Source organism: Vibrio parahaemolyticus (assembly GCF_900460535.1).
GTDB classification, from domain to species: domain Bacteria; phylum Pseudomonadota; class Gammaproteobacteria; order Enterobacterales; family Vibrionaceae; genus Vibrio; species Vibrio parahaemolyticus.
In genome coordinates this window covers 1,561,637-1,583,498 of the sequence record NZ_UHIL01000002.1, presented here as the reverse complement: position 1 = coordinate 1,583,498, position 21,862 = coordinate 1,561,637, and the positions used below count along the sequence as shown (strand labels likewise).

14 protein-coding genes and 2 pseudogenes are annotated in these 21,862 nt (G+C 41.7%); 4 read left to right on the top strand and 12 right to left on the bottom strand.

All coding sequences use genetic code 11. The features are described from left to right. Positions 1-165: 165 nt before the first annotated feature. The 4 genes from DYB02_RS24270 to DYB02_RS24260 all read right to left on the bottom strand — a co-directional run bounded on the left by DYB02_RS24270 (position 166) and on the right by DYB02_RS24260 (position 9,453). Positions 166-2,073 (bottom strand): hypothetical protein, encoded by a 1,908-nt coding sequence (locus DYB02_RS24270; protein WP_029803929.1) that lies wholly within the window; start codon positions 2,071-2,073, stop codon positions 166-168. Positions 2,074-2,122: 49 nt separating this feature from the next. Beyond that, on the bottom strand, positions 2,123-2,272 hold the full coding sequence (locus DYB02_RS25800; protein WP_164493533.1) for a hypothetical protein: 150 nt from the start codon (positions 2,270-2,272) through the stop codon (positions 2,123-2,125). A gap of 254 nt (positions 2,273-2,526) precedes the next feature. Then, complete coding sequence (locus DYB02_RS24265; protein ID WP_029803926.1) at positions 2,527-6,396, bottom strand: RNA-directed DNA polymerase; 3,870 nt, start codon at positions 6,394-6,396, stop codon at positions 2,527-2,529. A gap of 69 nt (positions 6,397-6,465) precedes the next feature. Then, positions 6,466-9,453: a type I restriction endonuclease subunit R gene (locus DYB02_RS24260; protein WP_225868830.1), complete on the bottom strand. Its 2,988-nt coding sequence runs from the start codon at positions 9,451-9,453 to the stop codon at positions 6,466-6,468. Between the two features lie 156 nt (positions 9,454-9,609). Here DYB02_RS24260 and DYB02_RS24255 point away from each other — a divergent pair, with 156 nt between their 5' ends. Together DYB02_RS24255 and DYB02_RS24250 are read left to right on the top strand one after the other, a co-directional pair. Beyond that, positions 9,610-10,794, top strand: a complete 1,185-nt coding sequence (locus tag DYB02_RS24255; protein ID WP_029847389.1) for an ISL3 family transposase — start codon at positions 9,610-9,612, stop codon at positions 10,792-10,794. Continuing rightward, positions 10,791-11,909, top strand: a pseudogene (locus DYB02_RS24250) (IS3 family transposase). The gene DYB02_RS24255 and the pseudogene DYB02_RS24250 overlap by 4 nt, the downstream one beginning before the upstream one ends. Positions 11,910-12,023: 114 nt before the next feature. On the opposite strand, the gene DYB02_RS24245 reads toward DYB02_RS24250, so the two are convergent. From DYB02_RS24245 to DYB02_RS24220, 6 genes and pseudogenes are all read right to left on the bottom strand, one after another. Beyond that, positions 12,024-13,211 carry a phospholipase D-like domain-containing protein gene (locus DYB02_RS24245; protein ID WP_029807096.1) on the bottom strand — a complete coding sequence of 396 codons (1,188 nt, stop codon included), beginning with the start codon at positions 13,209-13,211 and terminating at the stop codon, positions 12,024-12,026. Between the two features lie 535 nt (positions 13,212-13,746). Beyond that, positions 13,747-14,667 (bottom strand): hypothetical protein, encoded by a 921-nt coding sequence (locus tag DYB02_RS24240; protein ID WP_029853225.1) that lies wholly within the window; start codon positions 14,665-14,667, stop codon positions 13,747-13,749. Beyond that, positions 14,658-15,494 (bottom strand): YaaW family protein, encoded by an 837-nt coding sequence (locus DYB02_RS24235; RefSeq protein WP_025639077.1) that lies wholly within the window; start codon positions 15,492-15,494, stop codon positions 14,658-14,660. The genes DYB02_RS24240 and DYB02_RS24235 overlap by 10 nt, the downstream gene beginning before the upstream one ends. Before the next feature lie 567 nt (positions 15,495-16,061). Beyond that, a pseudogene (locus DYB02_RS26170) lies at positions 16,062-16,214 on the bottom strand (YcxB family protein); the annotation flags it as partial. Positions 16,215-16,266: 52 nt separating this feature from the next. Continuing rightward, positions 16,267-16,551, bottom strand: a complete 285-nt coding sequence (locus DYB02_RS24225) for an ISL3 family transposase (protein ID WP_021821614.1) — start codon at positions 16,549-16,551, stop codon at positions 16,267-16,269. Between the two features lie 89 nt (positions 16,552-16,640). After that, positions 16,641-16,988, bottom strand: a complete 348-nt coding sequence (locus tag DYB02_RS24220) for a transposase (protein ID WP_049874815.1) — start codon at positions 16,986-16,988, stop codon at positions 16,641-16,643. Positions 16,989-17,823: 835 nt separating this feature from the next. On the opposite strand from DYB02_RS24220, the gene DYB02_RS24215 reads away from it, so the two are divergent. Both DYB02_RS24215 and DYB02_RS24210 read left to right on the top strand, forming a co-directional pair. Next, on the top strand, positions 17,824-18,393 hold the full coding sequence (locus DYB02_RS24215; protein ID WP_029802381.1) for a DUF6795 domain-containing protein: 570 nt from the start codon (positions 17,824-17,826) through the stop codon (positions 18,391-18,393). Then, entirely contained in the window at positions 18,393-19,589 is a 1,197-nt protein-coding gene (locus DYB02_RS24210; protein ID WP_021821610.1) for a lipase family protein, read from the top strand. The genes DYB02_RS24215 and DYB02_RS24210 overlap by 1 nt, the downstream gene beginning before the upstream one ends. Before the next feature lie 1,235 nt (positions 19,590-20,824). Here the strand turns inward: DYB02_RS24210 and DYB02_RS24200 are convergent. Next, positions 20,825-21,319 carry a YcxB family protein gene (locus DYB02_RS24200; protein ID WP_029805030.1) on the bottom strand — a complete coding sequence of 165 codons (495 nt, stop codon included), beginning with the start codon at positions 21,317-21,319 and terminating at the stop codon, positions 20,825-20,827. Positions 21,320-21,542: 223 nt separating this feature from the next. Beyond that, entirely contained in the window at positions 21,543-21,803 is a 261-nt protein-coding gene (locus DYB02_RS24195; RefSeq protein ID WP_005376453.1) for a DUF5062 family protein, read from the bottom strand. Between the last annotated feature and the right edge of the window lie 59 nt (positions 21,804-21,862).

Genomic DNA, 21,862 nt, shown 5'->3' with positions numbered 1-21,862 from the left:
ACCGTGTTCGTAAATCAATCAGTCGAGATCCGGCAACTAGTGAAACACGATTTGATGACGCCCAGCGGTTGCCATAAAGCATGTCTAGGTGTCAAAGGTTATAGTAAACACCAATCTAACAACCAAGCGTCTTTGCAACAATCCCATCCGAAGATTCATGGGTCCCTACTTAAAATCTTGCAGCTTGTTGGACAAACTAATACACATTTTCCTTTTTTGTTCAGACAACTTACTTTCAGTAGCGAGTCGCTCTATAGCTGATAGCCATAAACCACTTTCTATAATCGAACTACCATAAGAAGGAGAATACCATTCATCGTCATACTCATAATCATAGTGACTTGGCATATACTCAGATTCGTTTGAAAAATAAGTCTCTGGCTCAGACACAGACAGCAATGACTCCAAAAGAAAGGAGTGCAATTGGTGTACATAGTTATGCTCAGTGCATGCTTTCGAAGCTGCTAGTATTTCTAGGTACTTCCAATATTTGGTTGTCAACTTGTTTGTCTCGCTATCTGTGCAAAACACATCCGTTGGAGCCGACCCTGAGATCTGTTTAGAAAGAGACTGAGCTTGCTGGGAGATTTTTATACAATGTTTATATTGCGCTCTCACGAACGCATGATCGTACGCTTTTCTACAAAAATTCAATTCAACAAAGTACCTAGAAGCTTGTCTATCGTTTTCTAAGTTTGTATTAATCTGCTCTATCGTAAAAAGGAAGTCTTGCAGGTTAAATAAAGACAAATGAGTCGTGAATGCGTTTAACAGACTTCTATTTTTTAGAATCTGTTCCACTTGTTCACCTTGCAGCTTTCTAGCCTGTTCGATATACCATTTTCTTGCACTTTCATAGCTGTTTAACTGTAAAACGAAACGGACATGGAGTAGCTTTAGCTCTAAAAGCTGATTATCTGGCGAAATAAAATCATACTTAGGGTTAAGCTTTTGATCATATTCATCACATATCAGCTTAGCTACTGCCATTTCCACCTTATTTAATCCATGGCAAGGTTTAGAGTTTAAGTCATCTTTAAAATAAGGATATGAACTATATCTCTGTTCATATTCTGGCTCTAACCCATTAATTTGATATGCACCACGAAGGTTACCGAAGCTACTGTCTGGTTGTACTAGTGAAAAGAGCCAATCTATACAAAGAGTTCTAACTCTTTCTCTCGCTTTAGAATTTTTATATTGTTCTCCCCAGGTAGTTTGAGATTCGCTTTTAGGCCAATGGAGCAATGCATTGAATAAGATGTCCTTTTCTCTTGTTTTAGCCGTGAAGTATTTGTTGGCAGCTTCATCCTGCATTTCTTCTGCCCAACGTTCGTGAGCAGAGAGAACGTCGGCATACTCCGCTTCAAAAACATACCGAGAATACTCCCTAGCAGCTCGGTTCTGGTTAGCTAAAGTATCCATAGCTAATAAAAGCCAAGCATCAGATCTAGTTGGATCTTCTTTTGTAATTTGTCCTGCAATCTCTATGGCTTGCTGTTCTATACCTAACAGATACAAAGCCCATGCTTTTTCTGTTAATTGGTCAAGAGTCAGCTGAGTTACTCGTCCTTCCTCTTCTACTTTCTCCAACAATCTCACAGCACGTATAGCATAGGGAGACGAAGATTGGATTACACCTTGAATACTGTCTGTTTCAAGGCAATCTTCGAGAGAAGATTTAGTCATATCAAAGCTGTCTGAAAGATTTTCCTTAAGTGAATTGAACCTGTGCAGCCAATAACCGTAGGCTTTAAATTTCACTTCCATTTTTTCTCTTTCTTGGTCTAGCCTTTTCGAGATCTCACGCTGATCTAATTTCCCTTTAACAACCTTAATAGCAAAGTCATAGCTATTGGAAGCCTCCCAAAGCAGCAATACATTTTTAATCAAGTTGTCACACTCTGTAGAGCGCTCGAAGACATAAGGAACTTTAGCGTCATTCAGTAAGTATGGTTTAAATAGCTCCCTGTTCTCACTTACAAGTTTGGATAAATTAGTTCGGTATTCATCATTGCCAAACAACCTTTCAACGGTATCTTGAATTCCATTGGTTTCTTTTTTACGTGCCATACTGCGTCCTACAATGAAGGGGCACACCACAAGTGCCCCTTCAATATTATTACTTGCGTCTGCTCTTATGATAGGTTGGATGCTCTGGATTGAGTTGTCTAGAGCGATTATCTTTGCCCGCTTGATGCGCCTGATTGTTCGGATTCATAGAATTAGAACGTTGATCGTTACTAGTTCGTGTAGATGATTTTTTAGCCATGCTTAATCTCCTTTTCGTCTAAGCTTTAACAGTATGGAATTGCACTGAGTACAGAAAAGCTTTTTAAAGAGAAACGCCAAAGCTAAATTTGGAGAAGGGAAACTAATGAAGCGATTAGGAGCTGTCAGCGTAAACGTAGGCTTTTCATAAGGTAAACTCATTTGTCGGAAGACAATGACAATAAAGTTTGATCATAACTAGGGCTTTTTCATGATGAAACAAGCCCCGATAGTTTAAGTTTGATCATTTTTTAACTAGTGATTTGTTTCTACTACAGCTGGGGCTGTTTTCTTCTTCAAGGCTGATTTCATACCCTCACCCACACCATCTCGTCTAAAGTCAAACATGTTCATTTCAAACGTATTTATTGAAACCTGATCATTACCGTGAACATGGGCAATTAAGCGTTTATGAGCATCTTTATACGGGGCTTTTGCGTACGAACCTCCAAATTCCCCCGAGTTAACCAACGTAACGTGTTGGTACATATGGTAATGCAAGGCCTCCACCATAGAATTAAATGTATTTACATCTTGATTGAGAGCACTAATCACATATGAGTTAGACTTATTTCTAAGGTCTGCACTTAACGCTATGTCCGTGGCGTCATAACAAATCGACCCTGTTATAACAAACCCTTTTTCATCTTTGAAAGCGGGATGAACCAGTTCTAGCATCAACTGGTACGGTCGCCATGGCTGAATTTTACCTTTTTCAAGTTCAGTCATATTATGCTTTCCTTGCAAACGGACTAACTCACGCTGATTTGTATTATGTTTTGTTGGAATAATCCAAACAGCACAGTTATTCGGTCCTTTAACTCCATCTTGCTCGATAAAGCCAAAGCCTGAAAATATCATCGCTTTAGTTTTCTGAGAAAGAGCAATAAGCACATCGAGATCATCATTATGAACAGCAAGCTCCGGCCAAATTATCAGATCGGCATTTGGTTTCTTACTACCGATTTCAACCCGCTGTGCTTCAAGGTGCTTCAGAACTAGTTCAGCAACGCCTGCAACATGCCTACGATGCTTAGCTCGATACTCTGGCTTATCAAGCATTAAACCTGCTTCACCAAAGTCTTTTCTAGCAGGTAGCTTGGACTGTACCATTACAACTGAAAGAGATTCTTTATCCTCACTCCAGTCAAGGGGTTGCCTCTCAAGTAAACTTGGGATGCCGGACTGAGTGCAATAAGCTGCTTTTAATTCAAGTAATCGAGAGTCAACTAACTGCTTAACGACTGCAATCGACCAATTTATGGGCCAATCATAACCATGGTCATTAACTCTAATACCTGGCCACTTCAGTAACTTGGATAATAAACCTGTCAGCCAACCTGAAACTTGAGCTCCTACTCCTGCGATCGATTCTGGACTTGTCATCAGTCCTAATTGACGCTTATAGAAGCTAGAGCGAATACCTCGATATCCAGGCTTGGGGACTACTCCCACACCGAATGAAGTCCAGTCTTGGCTACCTACTAATGTTGCACGAATAAATTCACCTAAGTTTCGCAAAACTCGCACATCATCCGATACAGACGAGCAGAAATCACCCCAACTGGAAAGTAGGTCACTATTTTCGTTAAACTTAAGGCTTAGATTTAGGGTTCTATCAAATGCACCAAACGCTAGCGGCGAACTAAAACAATCAAATTCGATTCTAGTTGTTGCAAGGTCGATACTTTTTTCTCGATTCTCCATGAGCAGCTCAGACTGGCTTAAAACAGCTTGCAAGTGTTTAAGAGCCATTATTTCATTGGCGAATGGATTGTCATCACGCAAGATGAGACGAAGAAGGCTAACTTTGGTATTAATCTTACTTAAAGGTTTAGCTAGTGGCCTCACTTCAAGGTTCAACGGTTCAGCCAACTCATCCTTTATCCTATCTAACGTAGGCCAGCTGTGTCTAACTCCTCTACCATGTCGGATCAGAGCAACACCCAAAGCTCTATCCTGAACGAGAATAAGCTTAAGAGTGTCAAACAACTTTGCAGTATCTACAGAAACCTTTTCAAGCAAGCAAGAACAAGCTCTAATACACTCTTTGCTTATATCTAATATCTGGTTAGCCATGAGAATAGCTACTGCTACATCTTGAGAGGTCCAATCATCAGGCAATGTAATCTCTCTAAATCCATGCGTTAACTTAGAAATTACATCGAACAGAGGCTCTCCCACTTCCTGCGCTAACACAGTATCTGCTCGGACGAGCATCAAAAACCTTGCTTGCTCAGAAAGCAAATTAAAAGATTTATCTCGAGGAACGCTATGTTCTGCCGCTGAGCTTTGTAATATCTCAAAGTACGCCTCTAAATCAGCATGTGCCGGAAATGCGATAGAATCCTTTTTGTGAATAACAGTAGCTGAATGTCGGTAAACTTCCGCCAAGCAATAACTAGCTACCGCTATTTGCTTATCATCTTCTCTCTCTAACAACTTCTCAAGCTGAACGAGTATAGGCTCTAACAACTTGGTACTCGGAAACAGTTCTAGCCCTTTCTTAAGTAGAAGTACTAAAGACGGATCATAACTCCAGCAAGCTATAAATCCTCTAGCTATTCGTTCTTGTGAGTAATCCCATTCTCCAGGTTGCAACACCCCATTTTCATCTGGTATTTGTGAAGAAAAATGTCGCTTTTCACGCAGTACTTTAGATAGCTTATTCGCTGCAAATCGTTTTAGCGTATCCTCACGAACATCAAATCGAGTTGCCTCAATTGAGGCTAATCCATTTACTGCATAAAGGTTCTTGCTTGCAGCTACAATGGATTTAGGTGGCGCTTGTAACGATAGCAATGACTCTAGTTGTCCTAGCTGATTATCCGCTTCTTCCAAAGAAATAGGGCCACTCAGCCTACTTTGAATTTCATTCAAATTCTTGGAAACACCAACTTTAAGCCCATGAAAAATTTCAACATTAGTTTTATCTGGTTGGATGGATAATCCTAATACTTTGTATGAGTCTAGCCCGCGAACCAACTCTACTATATGTTTTGTTACTTGTTGAATACGATCTAAACCATCAAATGATTTAGGGCCTACGATAACTAAACGAAAATCATCAACGTAACGGCAGTAATCAACTAGTCGAAATTGTTGATTTTCGCCAAACTCAGTTCCAATTTTGCTACTAAATTCACGATCAAAATCCAACATATAGAGGTTTGAAAGAAACCCTGAGGCCACTAACCCTTGAGGCAAGCCTTTCGGAGCAGTGGGAATCTTCTCCGATGCACACAAGTTGCTATATTGTTCTTCAGCCTCACTAGACCATCCCCAATCATTAAATGCAGCAAGTAATTGAGCGAGCTTGTCGTAGTCTTTATCTGAGGACTTTCGTTTAATGATCTTGTTAATTTGTTCAATTAACTTTTGGCGACAGACTCCATCAAAAAACTTCTCTAAATCGAGTTCAACGATGTAAACCCTTTCATCAGGAGATATTTCGCCTAACTGCTCAAGTGCAAAGTAATGTGGTCTATCTAGAAAACGGCGATAATCAACAAAGTACTTACTATAGATAGTGGTTGAGCCATAACTGTGTTGTGCATTTTCATCAGCATCATAAGTGCAGTAAAGTCGATTGCCATAACTCACAACTCCTTGCTTATGCACATGCGTAAACTCGGTGCTAGGGTTGCCTTGTATAGTTTCAACTTTGTTTGCCAACCCCATCATCAGCAATGACAATATTGACTGTTCACGAATAGGAACATGAGCAAGCGGTCTCAGTTTAATTGGGCTTTCTGGACGCTCTGGGGAAGTTGTCTTTTTAGACTTTTTAGCGGAATCTTTCTCGCAATCAACAGGCTCAGGTTGCCATTTGATTTTATGATGTCCATCGCTATCATCTTGGACAAACTCCCAAGTACTGGTCTTGGGAGCTGGCACTAACTCTAATGGTTTGAATACAACCTTATCATCCAAGTCTTCAGCGCACTTTTTACACTGTTCAACCAAGTTCAGAGCTGATAAATCTAATTCAAAATTATCGGCATACCAGTTAGTCGTCCGAATATATTGATGGCTTTTTTTCCAAGCCAACGCTAGGAGTAATGGATCACCTAAATGCTCATCTTTAAGTGATAACTCTTCATATTTTTTATCTATAACTGGCATACATACCCTTGGGTTCAAAAGGATTTCATCCTCTTGATAACTAAGTTTATCTTAATTTAAAATCAAGCTCTAAGCGCTCTGGCTTTCTGCTACCACAGCGTTCGCATTTACCTTACGAATAACTCCGAACAACTCCACCACAGTCCCTTCACCAAAGAAGCCGTAGGCGCTTTCGCCGTGGTTATCAGTAAATGGTGGTTCGAAGAGTTGTGACATATCGAGAATGCCGTTGCTAACGAGATAGTCGATCACTTGGTCGACGAATTGAATTTGCTCTGCGTTATAAGCTTCTTCATCAAGGAAGCTACTGAATGCTTCTTTTGCTGCGTTCATATCTAAGCCAACTAACTGACGAATAAACGTACCTAAAGGCTTTTCTTGCAAGATTTTCTCTCGATATGTCTCAACATCGCTCATCCCACTAGCTTCCAGTAACAAGCCCTCTAAAACGTCTAAGTCTGCTTGTGTAATGGCTTTATTACGCTTTAGCTTTTGGATTGTTAACTGGTCTTGGTGATCTTGAATATAGAGCTCAACCTTCTTGCGGTACTGGGCTAAATCAACGCTTGGGTTCTTGTACACGTTGGTCACGTTGTGTACACCTTGAACTTCGTCTTCAAAGTTGGTGTACACCATCTCTTTTTTATCTTTGTCCAACGCAAACATGAGATTGCGTAACTTACGGCGTAGCTCTTCCAGCGTGACTAAGTGGATATCTTGCCAAAACTCTTGGGTCTGGATGTCTTGAATCAGTTGTAGTTGCGCTTGTACCGCTGGGATGGTTGACTTGGCTTCTAACTGCTCTGCAAACTCTACCACACGACCTCGGATCATCTCAGAAATCATACCTTTTTCTAAAAGGTCTAATTGCATAGTCAGCACCAGACTGTCAAAGCGGTGTGATAGATGATTAAGCTGCTCATCTGAGTTAAACGCCTCAGCTTCCGTCGGTAGTACAGAGATCTGGCTCTCTAGCTCAGTAAACTTAGCGTCATCAATGTTATCCCAATGCTCACGGTCTAAAAACGGCTCAATCGCTCGACGCTTCGGTCTGACAATAAAGTTATCGAGATTCATCCCGCTGACAATGTGGTGCAACATATCCAGTTGGTAACGATTTAGCTCAGAATAGCGCTCGCAGTCTTCTGGGTGTTGCTCTCGGAACTCTTCATTATTCATCCTGCTGTTAAGTAATGTACTGAGCAGAACGCGCTTCTCGAATACCTGTTGAGTCACAGGTTTCGCCACTCCCACCGCAATACCTTCAGGGTTAGAATCGAAATACTCAAAGTTTTGGCAGTAGTCGAAAACCTTAAATGTTTTCTTATCATCATTCGGATCAAAAAGGTCTTTACACAAACGTGTACCACGCCCAATCATCTGGGTGAATTTCACTTTTGAGCGAACGACTTTGAAGAACACTAGGTTCACTACTTCTGGTACATCAATACCGGTATCGAGCATATCTACGGAGATTGCAATCCGACATGTAGGGTTCTTGAGGTCGAATTCGTCAATCTTGTTTTCATCGCCGCTGAACTCATCGATGAGGCTTTGTGCATAAGTTTCTTTAAAGGTAATCACTCGCGCCAACTTACCGGCCCACTTGGGATAGTTCTTATTGAACATTTTCTCAAGGAAAACCGCGTGATCATTGTTGGCTGCAAAGATGATGGTTTTACCAATAACATCACCACCTTCGACATGAATACCGCCACGGTCGTCTTTACTCATTAACTGAGCAAACATCTTCTCGGCAGTATCTTCGTTGAATAAGAACTTGTTTACCTCGGATGGTAATACTTCATCTCGATCTTCTAGCTCAGCCTTGCTTTCCCATTCTTCTTGCTCTTCAGGTGATAAGTCTTTGTACTTAACTCCTTCACGTAGAAACTTGGTTGCTACAGAAATCTTAGTTGGTGGTACAAGGTAGCCTTGGTCATACGCTTTGTCGTTTTCATAAGCGTAGGTTGGCATCCCTTTTTGCAGGTCAAAAATGTCATAAGTGTCTTTTTCAACTTCATCTTTTGGTGTGGCTGTTAACCCCACTAAGAAGCCATCAAAATACTCGAAGATTTGACGGTATTTCGAGTAGACAGAACGGTGCGCTTCATCGACAACAATTAAATCAAAATGACCAACTCCAAATGGTCGCTCATCTGCGCCACGATCCAGTAGATTCTTCATGGTCGGGTATGTCGAGAAATACAAACGACTGTCGATGTTGTTCTTACTTTGACCAGAATCCAAAATAGAACAACTTACGCGAGGCAATAGCTTAACGAAGTTCTTCTTGGCTTGGGTGAACAGTGCATTGCGGTCGGCTAGGAACAAGATGTTCTTAACCCAATCGTTCTTCACCAACAAATCGACAAGGCTGATCACGGTACGAGTTTTACCCGTACCCGTTGCCATAACGAATAACCCTTTGCGCTCATGGTCTAGTTCAAAGTCTTGCAATAGCTTGGTGATGGCTGACTTTTGATAGTGACGGTTGGTGATCTCGTTGTTAATTAACAAGTTATTGTTAGGCAGCCCATTTTCAAAGAAAGGTTTGCGGTCGGTACGGCGCTTCACCATAAGCTCAAGTTCGGCTTTGGTGTAAAAGCCTTGAACCTGACGTGGCGGGTAAAAATGATCATCCCATAGATGAGTTTCATAGCCGTTGGTGTAGAAAATAACTGGGCGCACGCCACACTGTTTTTCTAAGCAATCAGCGTAAAGCTTCGCTTGTTGTTGCCCATCTTCGGCTCGGCGATGAGTGCGTTTTGCCTCAACAACCGCTAACGCTGTACCATCATCCCCCCACAACACATAATCTACTTTACCGTTGCCCTTAGGGTTCACTTTAGAAATAGGCATACCTGATACAGGGTATTCACGATCTCGCTTATGTTCTAGTTTCCAACCGGTCTCGTGAAGAAGAACATCAATAAGATAAGTGCGAGTTTCTTCCTCGTTATAGTTGTGCGTATCCGTGACTTTTTCCGCACTCTGCTTTGCTTGCTCGATCTGATCCGCACCACCAGTTTTGGACACCGAGTTAAGTGAGTACAATCACTAACGAGGTGAACCATGACAAACAAAAAGAAACGTATTATCCATTCTCCTGAATTTAAAGGTTCATCGCGGATAAGCGGGAACTAAAAACAAAAACGGTAGTAAGTGATAGAGTTTTATCGCCAAACAAAACCTACACAAACTACCGTTTTCATGTCGAATCATACTTTCCTATCTTCATTCTGGGAAGGCTTTCATATAGTAAAGTCTCATCAGACTGCATCATTAATAAAGCTCACTCTCAAACCTAATTCTATCGCTAAGTGTCCGTGCGGGCTTAAAGCTCAAGCCATACATGAGTATCAGTGGCGTAACGTGAAGGAAGCTACACTGTTAGGAGCTCCCGTTGAACTGTCCATTCAAACCCGACGCAGTAATTGCGGCATTAAAACAGAGCGGCTATCTTGGTTGGAACCTTATGCTCGTATCACTAACCGCCTACGAAGCTATATAGAACAGTTGTTACCTCTGCTACCAATTAAACATATAGCCCAAGTGACAGGCGTTCATTGGCAAACAATCAAAGAGATAGATAAGCGTCGGCTTCAACAAGTAGTGCCGCAAGTTAAATGGGGTGAATTAAGGCAACTCGTCATGGACGAGTTCGCCATTTTTAAAGGGCACCGCTATGCGACGGTCATTGCTGACGCGAAAAGCCATCAGGTTATCTGGATAGGACTAGGTCGTAGCCGCAAGGATATTCGACCGTTCTTTGAACAGCTAGGTGAGCATGGTAAAAATATCGAAGCTGTAGCAATGGATATGAATACGGCTTTTGACCTTGAAGTCCAAGAGCATTGCCCAAATGCTCGCATCGTTTACGACTTGTTCCACGTCGTTGCTAAGTTTGGTCGTGAAGTGATGGATAAAGTCAGAGTCGACCAAGCCAATAAGCTAAAACAAGATAAAAAAGCAAGGCAATGGGTCAAGCGTTCGCGCTGGGTGTTATTGAAAAATAGGGATAATTTGAATGCACAACAGGAAAGCTACCTCACAGAAATATTGAATATGAATCAGGACTTGATGACAACTTACTTGCTGGGTGCGCAATTAAAGGAACTATGGCGTTGTGGCTCTGAACTTCAGGCTAAAAACTTATGGCAGGTATGGTGGGAGCAAGTGAATGAGAGTGGAATTAAGCCACTTAAAGAGTTCGCTCGAAAGCTCCGTCCATATCTTCATGGGATTACTGCTTCAGCAAGTTACCCGCTGAATACCTGTACGCTTGAAGGGATAAATAACAAGATAAAGTTAATCAAGCGGATGGGATATGGCTATCGAGACACTGATTACTTCTTCTTAAAGATAAAAGCGGCTTTCCCCGGAAAGCCGAGATGAACCAATTTAAAGCCGAAGCCCTGAAGCTAGCAGAGAAAGTGGGAGTGGTTGCGGCAGCAAGACAGCTCTCCTTGCATGAATCTTAGATCTACGGTTGGCGTAAGGCTGTAAAGAAAGACACCACGACCAGTCAGCGAGAGCAAGAGCTAGCCTCTGAAGTAGCCAAGCTCAAAGGCAGTTAGCAGAACAAGCAGAAGAGCTAGATATCGTAAAAAAGGCCGCCACCTACTTCGCGAAAAATCTAAAATAGATTGCTATGAATTTATGCTCGAACACCTGCTGTGCTTCAGTGTTGTCCGTATGGCTAAGGTGTTCAGGGTTTCTCGAAGTGGGTTTTATTATTGGATTAAGCATCGTCACAAGGCCATCCAGCGCGAGACAATTCGTCAAGAGCTTGATACAAAGGTCAAAGATGCTTTTGACAACAGTAAAGGTCGAGATGGTTCAAGACGTATCCAGAAAGAACTCGCTGAGAACGGTAATAGCCATAATGTTAAAACCATTGCAGCCAGCATGAAGCGTCAGGATTTAACGCCGAAAGCGGCACGCAAGTTTAAGTGTACAACGGACAGCAAGCGTAAGATGCCTGTAGCTCGAACTTGCTAGCTCAGGACTTTACTGCAACGGCTCCGAATCAAAAATGGGCGGGCGATATCACGTATCTTGCCACAAGTGAAGGTTGGTTGTATTTGGCTGTGATCATTGACCTTTACTCACGGCAAGTAATTGGTTGGTCAATGGATACGAAGATGATGGCAACACTGGTCTGCGATGCATTATCAATGGCTTTGTTCCGTCGAGGGTTCCCTGAGCAGGTTATTCTTCATAGAGATAGAGGTAGCCAGTATTGCTCGAAAGATTATCGAGACCTCATAACTGCTTATAATCTAAAGCAAAGTATGACTAGAAAAGGAAACTGCTGGGATAATGCGTGTGTTGAGAGCTTCTTCCATTCGATGAAGGTTGAAGCGATCCAGTACGAACCGATCATGACCAGAGATGAGATGCGCCAAACAGTCTTCGAGTACATTGAGGTTGATTATAATCGGACGAGAAGGCACAGTGCTCTTGGGTATCTAAGCCCAGTTAACTTTGAACAGAAAAATGTCGCTTAATGAAGTGTCCAGTCTGGCTGGAGCAGATCATAGTTATAGCTATTGGGGTTCACGCCATCCCATTATGGATACCGTTGAGAACTCACTTTGATTGAGAGCACTTACCTATTCACATTACTCTTCTTCATAAAAGATACAATCGAGCAATGCAACTCTACCTCTCCAAACTCGTTTTTCTAACTTTTTACTAGGCACCTGACTATCAAACCATACTGATTCGTGGATTCGGCTTATCAATTCATCCCAGTATCGTTCATAGGTCATACCAGACACTTTAATACCAAAGTCAGCACACATTGCACGATTGTTTTTGGAGTCAATGCAAACAAAGAAATCTGGACGTTTCATAGCAAGTAAACGACTGGCAATACTGATACCGTCTCTACCATTCGGGAATGCTTTCTTAAATGTTTCAACATACTGATTATACTGAGATATGCTAATCTCCCCACAAAGCGGGATATGCTCAAGAGCCTCTGAAATGTACTCATTGTTATTATTGATATTGCTGTGATAAACCCCAGCACCTTTCATGCTACCAAACCATCCCCAATGCTTATGCACATCATTGGGTAGCCCTGCGATTGTTTTACGAGCAGCCAAAGGCATAGATTTATAGTCATCGTATGTATTGAAATAACTTCTGATAGTTTCGAGAAGTTCTAATCGAGTCAAGATTGTATGATTAACATCTTGCTGAACCTTGTTTAAGTACGCGGGCCATTCCATTTGCATTACAACACTATTAAGTAACGGTTTAGATGCTTTTGTTTTCCCATAACGATCCGCCAACTTATCTAAACGAGGCTTCTGTTTCTTATGATAAATTTTATATATATTCACGTACTCTTCGTCAACAGACACCCCTACTTCAAAGTACTTACTAAGTTGTGCTAAGAGTTCATCAAATGAAATATTGCCTTCATCATCTTTGCTACTAAGATGAACGTTGATCTCGTTGTTCGAGGTGAACGCTCCGTTAGTCATATTAGAACTACCGATAATTGCTTCCCACTTAAGGCCAGTTCTGAACAGGTATACCTTGGGATGGAACACGCCACTGGTTTGAGTAACGAAGTGTACTTGCTTGCTACCTATAAACTCTTTCAAAACACGGGGATCAGTCTGATAAAAATGTGTCCCAATCGTTGAAGTACATATCTTAGTTTTGTTAGCTAAAAAGGCGTTGAATACTTTTGTCTCGGCCGATGCCCATGCTACCGCAATTGATACTTGTTCGTGATTACTAATCAAACTAATCAACGTCTTTTCAAGAGTTTTGTTATCACTAATAACTTTCATTTATTTCCCTACAATCAGCTATTTACAGAATAATTATATCGTCAACCAGGTCGAAAACATAACACTAACAGCATCATTGATACCAAATCTAGGAACTGACAAAGGTTGCACAGATTGAGAGCGTAATTGCGAAAACAGTGGAACCAACGGCGGTTCCTAAAGTGCGGTTCGCAAAGTAGGGTTCGGGTTTTACGAACTGATCAATTACTCTAAAAAGAGAGTTTTATGAGGAGAGAGTTTCCAACTTAGTTATCTGTGATCAGTAGAATCTAAATAGACAAAGGCGAACCGTTTGGTTCGCCTTTTTGTTTTTATTGCTGATGTATTAACTCACTTCTGGACAAAGCTTGTTACGAATTTAATAAGACAGAGACGTTTGGGATAACATCTACTAATGGAAAACATCGATATCATATCCAAAATGATGGCTAGTTTCACTTATCCACTCCCCCCCTGGGATTGGCGGCTTTAATCCCTTTAAAGCCGCCAATTGTGAGAGATGTAATTCGCATATTTGTCCCTGAAAGTGTGTGAACTATGCCGCTATAAAGAGAATTTCGTCGTTAGCTGCATCAAACAACTGAGCTGCTTCTGGCTTGTCTTTTAACAGTCTGAGCATGTTTGTTTGATACTCTATGGCAGGAACACGCCGCTGGCGGAATTCCAATAGCGATTTAACCTTAGTGGCATTATCGCGGCTTAGCTCACAAACAAACGCTTTGTTTGCGGTTAACGCCGTCGCAATATTTTGGTTCACATCCAACCAATCTTTTTGGAGGTCATCCATTGCCTCTACTGCAAATTGAGTGTGGCCTACCTTTTGGTTAATATGCGCTTTAACCAGTGCTAAATGTACCAAACGGTCTGATAAGCACTCCACTTCGTCAATAGCAGTGATAAAACCATCGTTCGCCGCAGCTCTCGTAGCATCAAGAAGAAGGAATTTGGTAAATTCATACTGCTCATTGATTTGTGGGACCAATGACTTTAATTGTTCGAACTCGCCGGTTTCAGAGAACTGCTTCGCTGATTTAATGAGTCCACTAAATCCAGCCGCATCGATAAACGTATTTCGTAAATCTTGCTTCTGAGCGAGATCGATAAGCGTATCCAGTTTTTGAGTATGCTGACTGAGCACACCAGAAATTTTATTCAGTTTGTCGCAAACAATGGCAAAGCCCGCCGCACTCACAGCAAGGTTCAACCCAGACATCGCTAGGTTCGCAGCTTGGAGGCTTTGCAATGCACCTAACTGCCCTTGAAGTTTGTCGGCCATCTCTGCTGCATTGTTCGGGATCACCAAATGCCCGACAATTTGTCCCGCGCCTTCTTGCCCTTTGGCTAAACGAACCACGCCGCCCCAAACTTTATATTTCCCTGAAATAATACCTTCCTCAAGCCCAGGCACATTTGGCAGTTCACGAGCAAGTGTCGCTGCGGGTTCTACTACAGGCATGATTCTAACTCCTCACAGAATTGTTGGGTTTCTAGAGCGATTTGATGATAGCGGATAAGGGCGATTTGCACGACGGCCGGAATAGCGATTCGAAAAGCAGGACCGCTTAGCGAGACTGCGCTTGCAGCTCCCGAAACTGCTGCCACCAGCGGGTTGAACCTCGCCGCCAAGTTTGCGATAGCCATGATTCCAGCACCAGAGGCACCCACATTCGTCACGGCGCCGATACCGGAACAAAGCATAAGAATGTATTTTTCCGTTAGAACTCGCTCAACCAGTTTTCTCACCAACTCAGCATCAAACACATCGAGTATCGTTTCGACGAGATGCTCACGTTTGCCCTTTGAGGTTTTATGTATGGATTCCGCTATCAAAGCATTCGATTTTCTGTCTTTACACTTCAGATCCTTAAACAACTCGTCGTCGACTTTGTCATTTACGGCTTTGAGAATAAGAGCCGCGAGAACGCCTCTCTCAAGTGAATAAACGTCGGTCGCTTCTTTGGACTCAACACCCAGAATTTTGGCGACATTTTTTAAAATGGCGCGGTATTCCACACCCTCCCCACTTCTGAAAACGTTCATGGCTGAGTGGCTACCAAAGGCGCAAATCTCTTTGGCTAGAGTGTCAGAGAGTTCACATAGCTTATTTTTCATTTGAAAGGAGATGATTAGATCTTTTAGGTTCTTGTCCAGCATCAGCCTTCCTTTCCCCTTATCAGTGATCAGGTCCGCTAATACGCTAAGCTCTTTTTCATCGGCACGTTCAAGCAATGCTGGCAAAAGTAAATTTTTATCTACCAGAGCGGATGAGGTACTTTTCCCCATTGATGTCTCTATACATTTTCAAAAAGGTGAGAATAGCCAGGCTTTCTCTCTATTGATCAATCGTTTTTTTGCTATCAAGTTAATTACTCGCGTAAAGTACAACTAAATTCGTGTAACGTCTAGATTCCTGACTTATCAATGAGGCATCGATGCGATCTTAATACGGTATTAAGGTCCCAAGTTAATCTGACCTTTGTAGTTATGTAGTGGTACGCAACTTCCTGAAGCCGTACAGCCTCAATTAGCTGCTATTTTGGGGCATAATCTGCACTGTTATTGAAACGAATGATAAGCCACACTATGACGCTTATTTCGCTTGATTTATTCTTCAAGTTTTGAATTCAACCTAGAGTCAGTGATTACTTCGCTGACTCCATCGTCGCATAAGAAAATTTAACGGAAACTGTCGAACTGATATTGATAGTTTTTGTTATCTCAAACTCACTTCGGGGCTAAAACGAGTTAGCCAGCGTAGTGGTTTCTTCCTAGCGATTCTTTTTAAAACTATGTAGCCAAGCTCAAAAGATGCGAACCTATTGGCTCGCCTCTTCTTTTAATAGAGATTTGTTAGCTCGCTTTTGATCCGGCGTGCTGCTGTACCATAAACGTGATGACTTCTTCATTTAAGCAGGATTTACCGATGTATTGGCGTTGTTTACCAAGATGAAGGATAAAATCCGAATCAGTTTGTTCGAGTTGGTCGATATCATTGATAGCTAGTTAGAGTTGGTAATCATGCTGTTCAACACGGCCACAGTATTCAGTGCCTCGGTCAGTCAAGATTCTCAGCACTAGCATAGGTCGAGCCCCAACGTTGAAGTATTCTCTCTGAGTGCTTTTCTAAGGTTGTTAGGACTTTTCTTACTGGCTCTAGAGCGTTTGAACTTCCTGTTTCATTAAGTGTAAACTTGATGAAATTAGTAACGCGCCAACAATTGGCCTGAGTCGTTTTTGCTTCTCTTATCCAGCGTAACTTTTCTTTTACTCGCCAAGCTTTCGCTGTCTCCAGCTCATACTGCTCTGTTTCAACTAAAGCTTGTACTTGCTTATCTGTCATCGGACTCTCAGCATTCTTTAAAACCGCCCAGCTAAGAGCTTTTGGCATGTCATTCTTTTCCGAACGTCATCAACAGCTCGTGTATATAGCTACACAACATGGAACCAGTCGACAGTAACATTCGCTTTCGGAAACTCATCTTTGACAACAATCAAAAAGGAAAGAGACATATAGCAAACCACCTCAAGGACTTGCTCACTTCCTGCACCATGATTCTCAATGAAGGTTTTAAACTCTGTGACTGTTTGCTTTCCTTTCCCTAGTGTAGCAAGTACAACAGGAAAGGTTTTACGAGCCATATCGATGAAAACCGTGACGGAATTATGTCCACACTTTGAAGGCGTTTCATCAAACCCAAAGGCTTGGAAAGATGAGAGGTCAAGGCGCGATAAAGCTGCTTCGACCACTAGCCAAAGCCGCTCATCTATCACTTCCATAAACTTGGCGGCAGCGTGAACGGACACTCCTCTTATGAGAGTTAAAGCCACTTCTCAAATAACAAAGTAAAGCCACTACCAGGCCTTGCCCAGGCACATCGATGAGCCTTACAGTGAACTCGAGGTATTTTCGCTGTGATATAGCAATGGTGCTGAACAAATGAGATGGCGCCATGTTTTCTCTTTGAAATCATGGGCAGAGCAAGCTATTCCACACTCTGAACATGAATAAAGAGCACCACGTTCCACTCCGAGTTGTAGATGAAACTCATAAGGAGAGTGTTCTGTATTAAGGGGTTGGTCGATAAGTTTCCAAGGAGCTTGTAACCCCAAGCCGAGCATAAGGGTATCAGAAGAGTTCGAAGGGGTTGAGGGTCGGGTATTGTAGTAATTGTTACTTTAGAGGTGAGTATTTTAACTCAAATCCACACCAAACGTCGAAGAACCACAAAACTTTAGTACTAGATTCGTATGATCCATATTCGTGAAGTTCATAACACTGCGCGTTGTTTTATTGGTTATAAAAACAACCATTTGTGCGTTGGCGATTGTTAACTTGTCTTAATGATAAGAATGCAGAATGAGACAATGAGTACGCAAGCTTACGAAGTGGACGTGGATAAGCACTTTAACGAATAGTTCGCTATTTTTTACCAGAGGGAGTGTGCTTATGTTGAACCCATGAAAGTAATAGACATGTCATTTACATTATTTTTTAAAGTATGCCTAGATATAAGATTTGACATGACTTATTTTGAGAATTTGAGCGGCCCTAGGCTGGCACTTGAGAGCATTAGGACATAGTATCGTCTCACGCGTGGATATGGGTTGACCTATGTACAATATTGGCAAACAAATGACTAAAATACCGGTTTTCCTTATGAGTGCCACAATATTATTGCTCTCAACAGGTTGTAACGCAGATATGTTTAATTTCTTCAAATCAAAAAAGTTTCAATACATACTTAGCTCAGAGATCACTGGTAGCCTATACTTAGGCGGGAAAGCGTTTACTAGCGAGGTGGTTTATCTACACACGGCTTTTTCTAAACACCGTTATATCACCGAGACAATTACGTCAGAAAAGGGGGATTTTCATTTCGAACCCACATACCACTATCAAACGTTTAAAGAACCTGCCCTTCATGAATCCTCTAGCTACATTGGCATTTACATTTTTGTAGATGGCAAAAAATACTACTTACTAGAGGCTCGCTTTTCTGAAGTGAAACCCTATGAATTTATTTCAGATAATCTTCTTGATTTAAGTTGTGAGATTAATTCGGGCGAATATCATTACTTTTTCAAAAATAAATTTGTTGAGAATGGCCTAGATCTTGAAATTATTAGTAGGTGTGATTTGAAAGGATTTTCTAAAAAAATATTACTAAACAAGGACACGTAATGGCAAAGTTAACACCAAAAATGGCTTCAGAAATAGCGGATATTCCTTACAAAGCTTATGAAAATAATGGCCGTTTTATCATGCCAGGCGAAAACAGTTTTTCAAATCACTTTTCTTTTTCTGAAAATGATGTATTTGATGGTTTTACAGGCGGTGTAGCGGGTTTATCCAATGTACCGGTATTGCGTAAAGTTATCCCTGGCTTGATGAGAACTTCAGAGGCGTTTGCAGTGGTTGGCACTGGTAAAGGTTCAACATTTAAGAATGAAATTGTCATTTCAATTCGAGGAACACAAAATGCTAATGACTGGATCACAAATGCGAATATAGGGGTGAAAGGATCACCAAACGGTTCGCCCGCTCATGCTGGTTTCAACAATTGTTTTCAAAGTATTAGCCCCAAGTTGAAGCAGTATATTATGCAGATATATCCCAAACCAAAACGTATACATTGCGTTGGGCACAGCTTAGGTGGAGCACTCGCATCACTTTGCGCTGATTGGGTGCGTAGTGAGATGAAGGTCAGAACCACTTTATACACCTTTGGCGCTCCTAGAGTTGGTCTGGAAGCATACGCACGCTCATCGGAAAAGCTAAACGATGGCGTTTATCGATGTACGCATGGTGCTGATCCTGTACCAAAAGTACCGCTTTGGCCATTTATTCATGCTCCAATCTCGACAGGCGAGTACCGCTTAGACTCTGGCACTGGGTTAAGCATATCAGCCCATTTGATGGCAAGAAACAAAAATCCGGGTTACCTAAACACTGCTTCCTCGGATTCTTGGGGAGCGTTGAAGAGGAAATCGAATGACCACTTATTTACCCCTATCCGGCTAAAGTACGAGCAACGAAATCAAGCTTCTTTTTCGGAATATTGGGCCGATAGAATACAGGGCGCACTTATCACCTATTTGAAAGATGTGGCTCTTTTGTCAACGGTAACGATTCAAGCAGGGGTGATTGCTGGCTTGACTTTTTATGATTGGCTTTCAAGAAAGCTAGAATCCGTAGCAAAATCATCTAAGCGCAATGAAGAGCAACTAAAAGGCTTATTAGGCCATATGCTTGTTTTTGCCGGTCACTATGGGACCATCGTTGAAGACTTATCCGCCCGATTCATTAGATGGGTTTTCGAAAAAACCATTGGACGACTAGTCAGAGTATCTAAACAAGCGATATCGTTGCTAAGTTAACCTAACAATTGCAATGGCATAGTAAAGTGATTCCTTAGTGGATGTTAACTCATCACCTCATAAGTTAACTGGTGACATTGACATAATGCCGCTAAATGGGATTTTTATTAAGCACTTTTTAGATGAAACTTTCTAACCAAATCGGGTCGGGATTTATCGATACGAATTTGAAAATGATGAATTTTTCACTATTTTCAAATTCGTGATTAGGAGCCAAAATGTAGGTTTACAGTTTCAACTATTTTTGGATTCCCGTTGAAAAAATCAATTTAAATAATTGATATTAAATAGATTTAATGGAAATACAAAACCCGTACTTCGTCTCCTTCCAAGCTGATGATGCAGGTTCGATTCTCGCTGTGCACTCCATTCTTATAAGCTACTTTCCCTAAAACTTCGAACGCTTCCCATGGGGCTCGAATCGAAATTCCATGTATAGCCCCCTCAAATCGAATAAGTTCCTTCCGCATAGAAATTACCTTTAGACGCATAAGCCCAACACTGGTCACATGAATTTTATTAGGGAAAATCCAGCAAACTAACGAATGTCAAATCTTTGCCGAACCTAATAATCGGGCAAAAGAGCGCTAGAAGTTGGCGTCATCACTTCAGGATCACAATACACTATCTCCTTGTCACTTTTTTGGTTCAGTTTAAACACTAACGCCGCAGCATACTTAGGGAGATTCCTAGTCTCGTCTAGGCTCGCGATGTATGGACTCCCTCCCCCAGGAGGGATCTAGAATTTATGGTTTCAAAGCCTAAATTAAGGAGTCCATACATGAAAAAGTCTACTACTATCGCCATTGATTTAGCAAATAAGACCACAAGAACGGCTTGGGCGTTGCTTCATTATGGCAGTAAATATCATGCGCCTCTAACTTACGAGTAGTAAGTCAAATACGTTACTTACATCTTGATATAGCGAAGAGCAGGCAAGACAGTCCTTGAATCCTTTGGATTGTTTCCGCGCTCGCGAAATTGCATCAAGGTGCTAATACATCAAGGGTCGAGTTAACTACTCATTAAAACCCGAATACACGCATGCATCTAATCTATTTTCGCTAAACAAGTTGTAATAACTAGGTTGTCCATATACTGGAATGACGCAACTCAAAACACCGAGTATAGTGGTTCATATTTTAAGTCTGAACCAGAGCTACCCCATAGGCATCAAATCCTAAGATCAAAAAAGGCGAACCCATTGGCTCGCCTCTTCTGTTAATAGGGATTTGTTAGCTCACTTTTGATGCGGCGTGCTGCTCTACCATAAACGTGATGACTTCTTCGTTTAAACAAGATTTGCTTATGTATTGGCGTTGTTTACCAAGGTGAAGGACAAAGCCCAAATCAGTTTGTTCGAGTTGGTCGATTTCACTCCAAGCGAGGCTGCGATCGATTTTACCGCTTTTATAGCGCACGCCATCTACATTCACTTCAAACACCACTTTGTTGCCACGGCTTGAACTGATGGTTTGACGCCATAGCCACCAGGTTCTTTTGAAGTAAACGCTACACGCTTCAATCACACTCAATACGATAAAGAACCAACCGACATAACCGTTAGGTAGCAGTTCAAACTCCAATAAAACCACACCAAAAATTAGAAAGAGGATCCCTTTCAAATACGCTTGCGGGAACTTAACTGGCTGGCTAGTTTGATCATAACACTCAGCAAAAAATGGCTTGTCGAGTGTGTATTCTGTAGTGAATTCGAAATCTTTAGACATGTATGGTTACTTCAAGGCTTCTGTAAATGAGTATTCTTGGTTGCACTCTTGCAACGCGTGCATTGTAGCGCTTCTCTGGCTTTATCTTTAGCCCTTTTGATGCTGATTTGTAAATCAATGATAACGAAACATTAGAAGACCTAGGTGCACTTGCCAAGATCAGACAAGGCGAACCATCTGGCTCGCCTTGTGAATTAATGACCTATGTAACTTCTTGAGGCTTTTACTTTAGAGGGTCGTTGTCTGGCAACGCACTGTGTATCCATACTGCCAGTCGGTGTTTGATGCTTGCGCCATCTAGCTTGCTTTCCGGTAGTGGCGTGATCTGTTTGGCATCGACCAAGAATAGGTAAATCGCTTTTACTCTTAGAGGCTGTGGTGACTGTGGGAGATCAAAGCCTTGTAGCTTCGCCATCTTCCCACCAATCTCTAGTGCCTTTTTAACCAGTTTGTCTTCATTGTGAAGCTTGGAGCTTTTTGACATTGATAAATCCTCTTCTTCGCTTCAATTAAGAATACATGAAGTGTCACGTATGGCGTGTT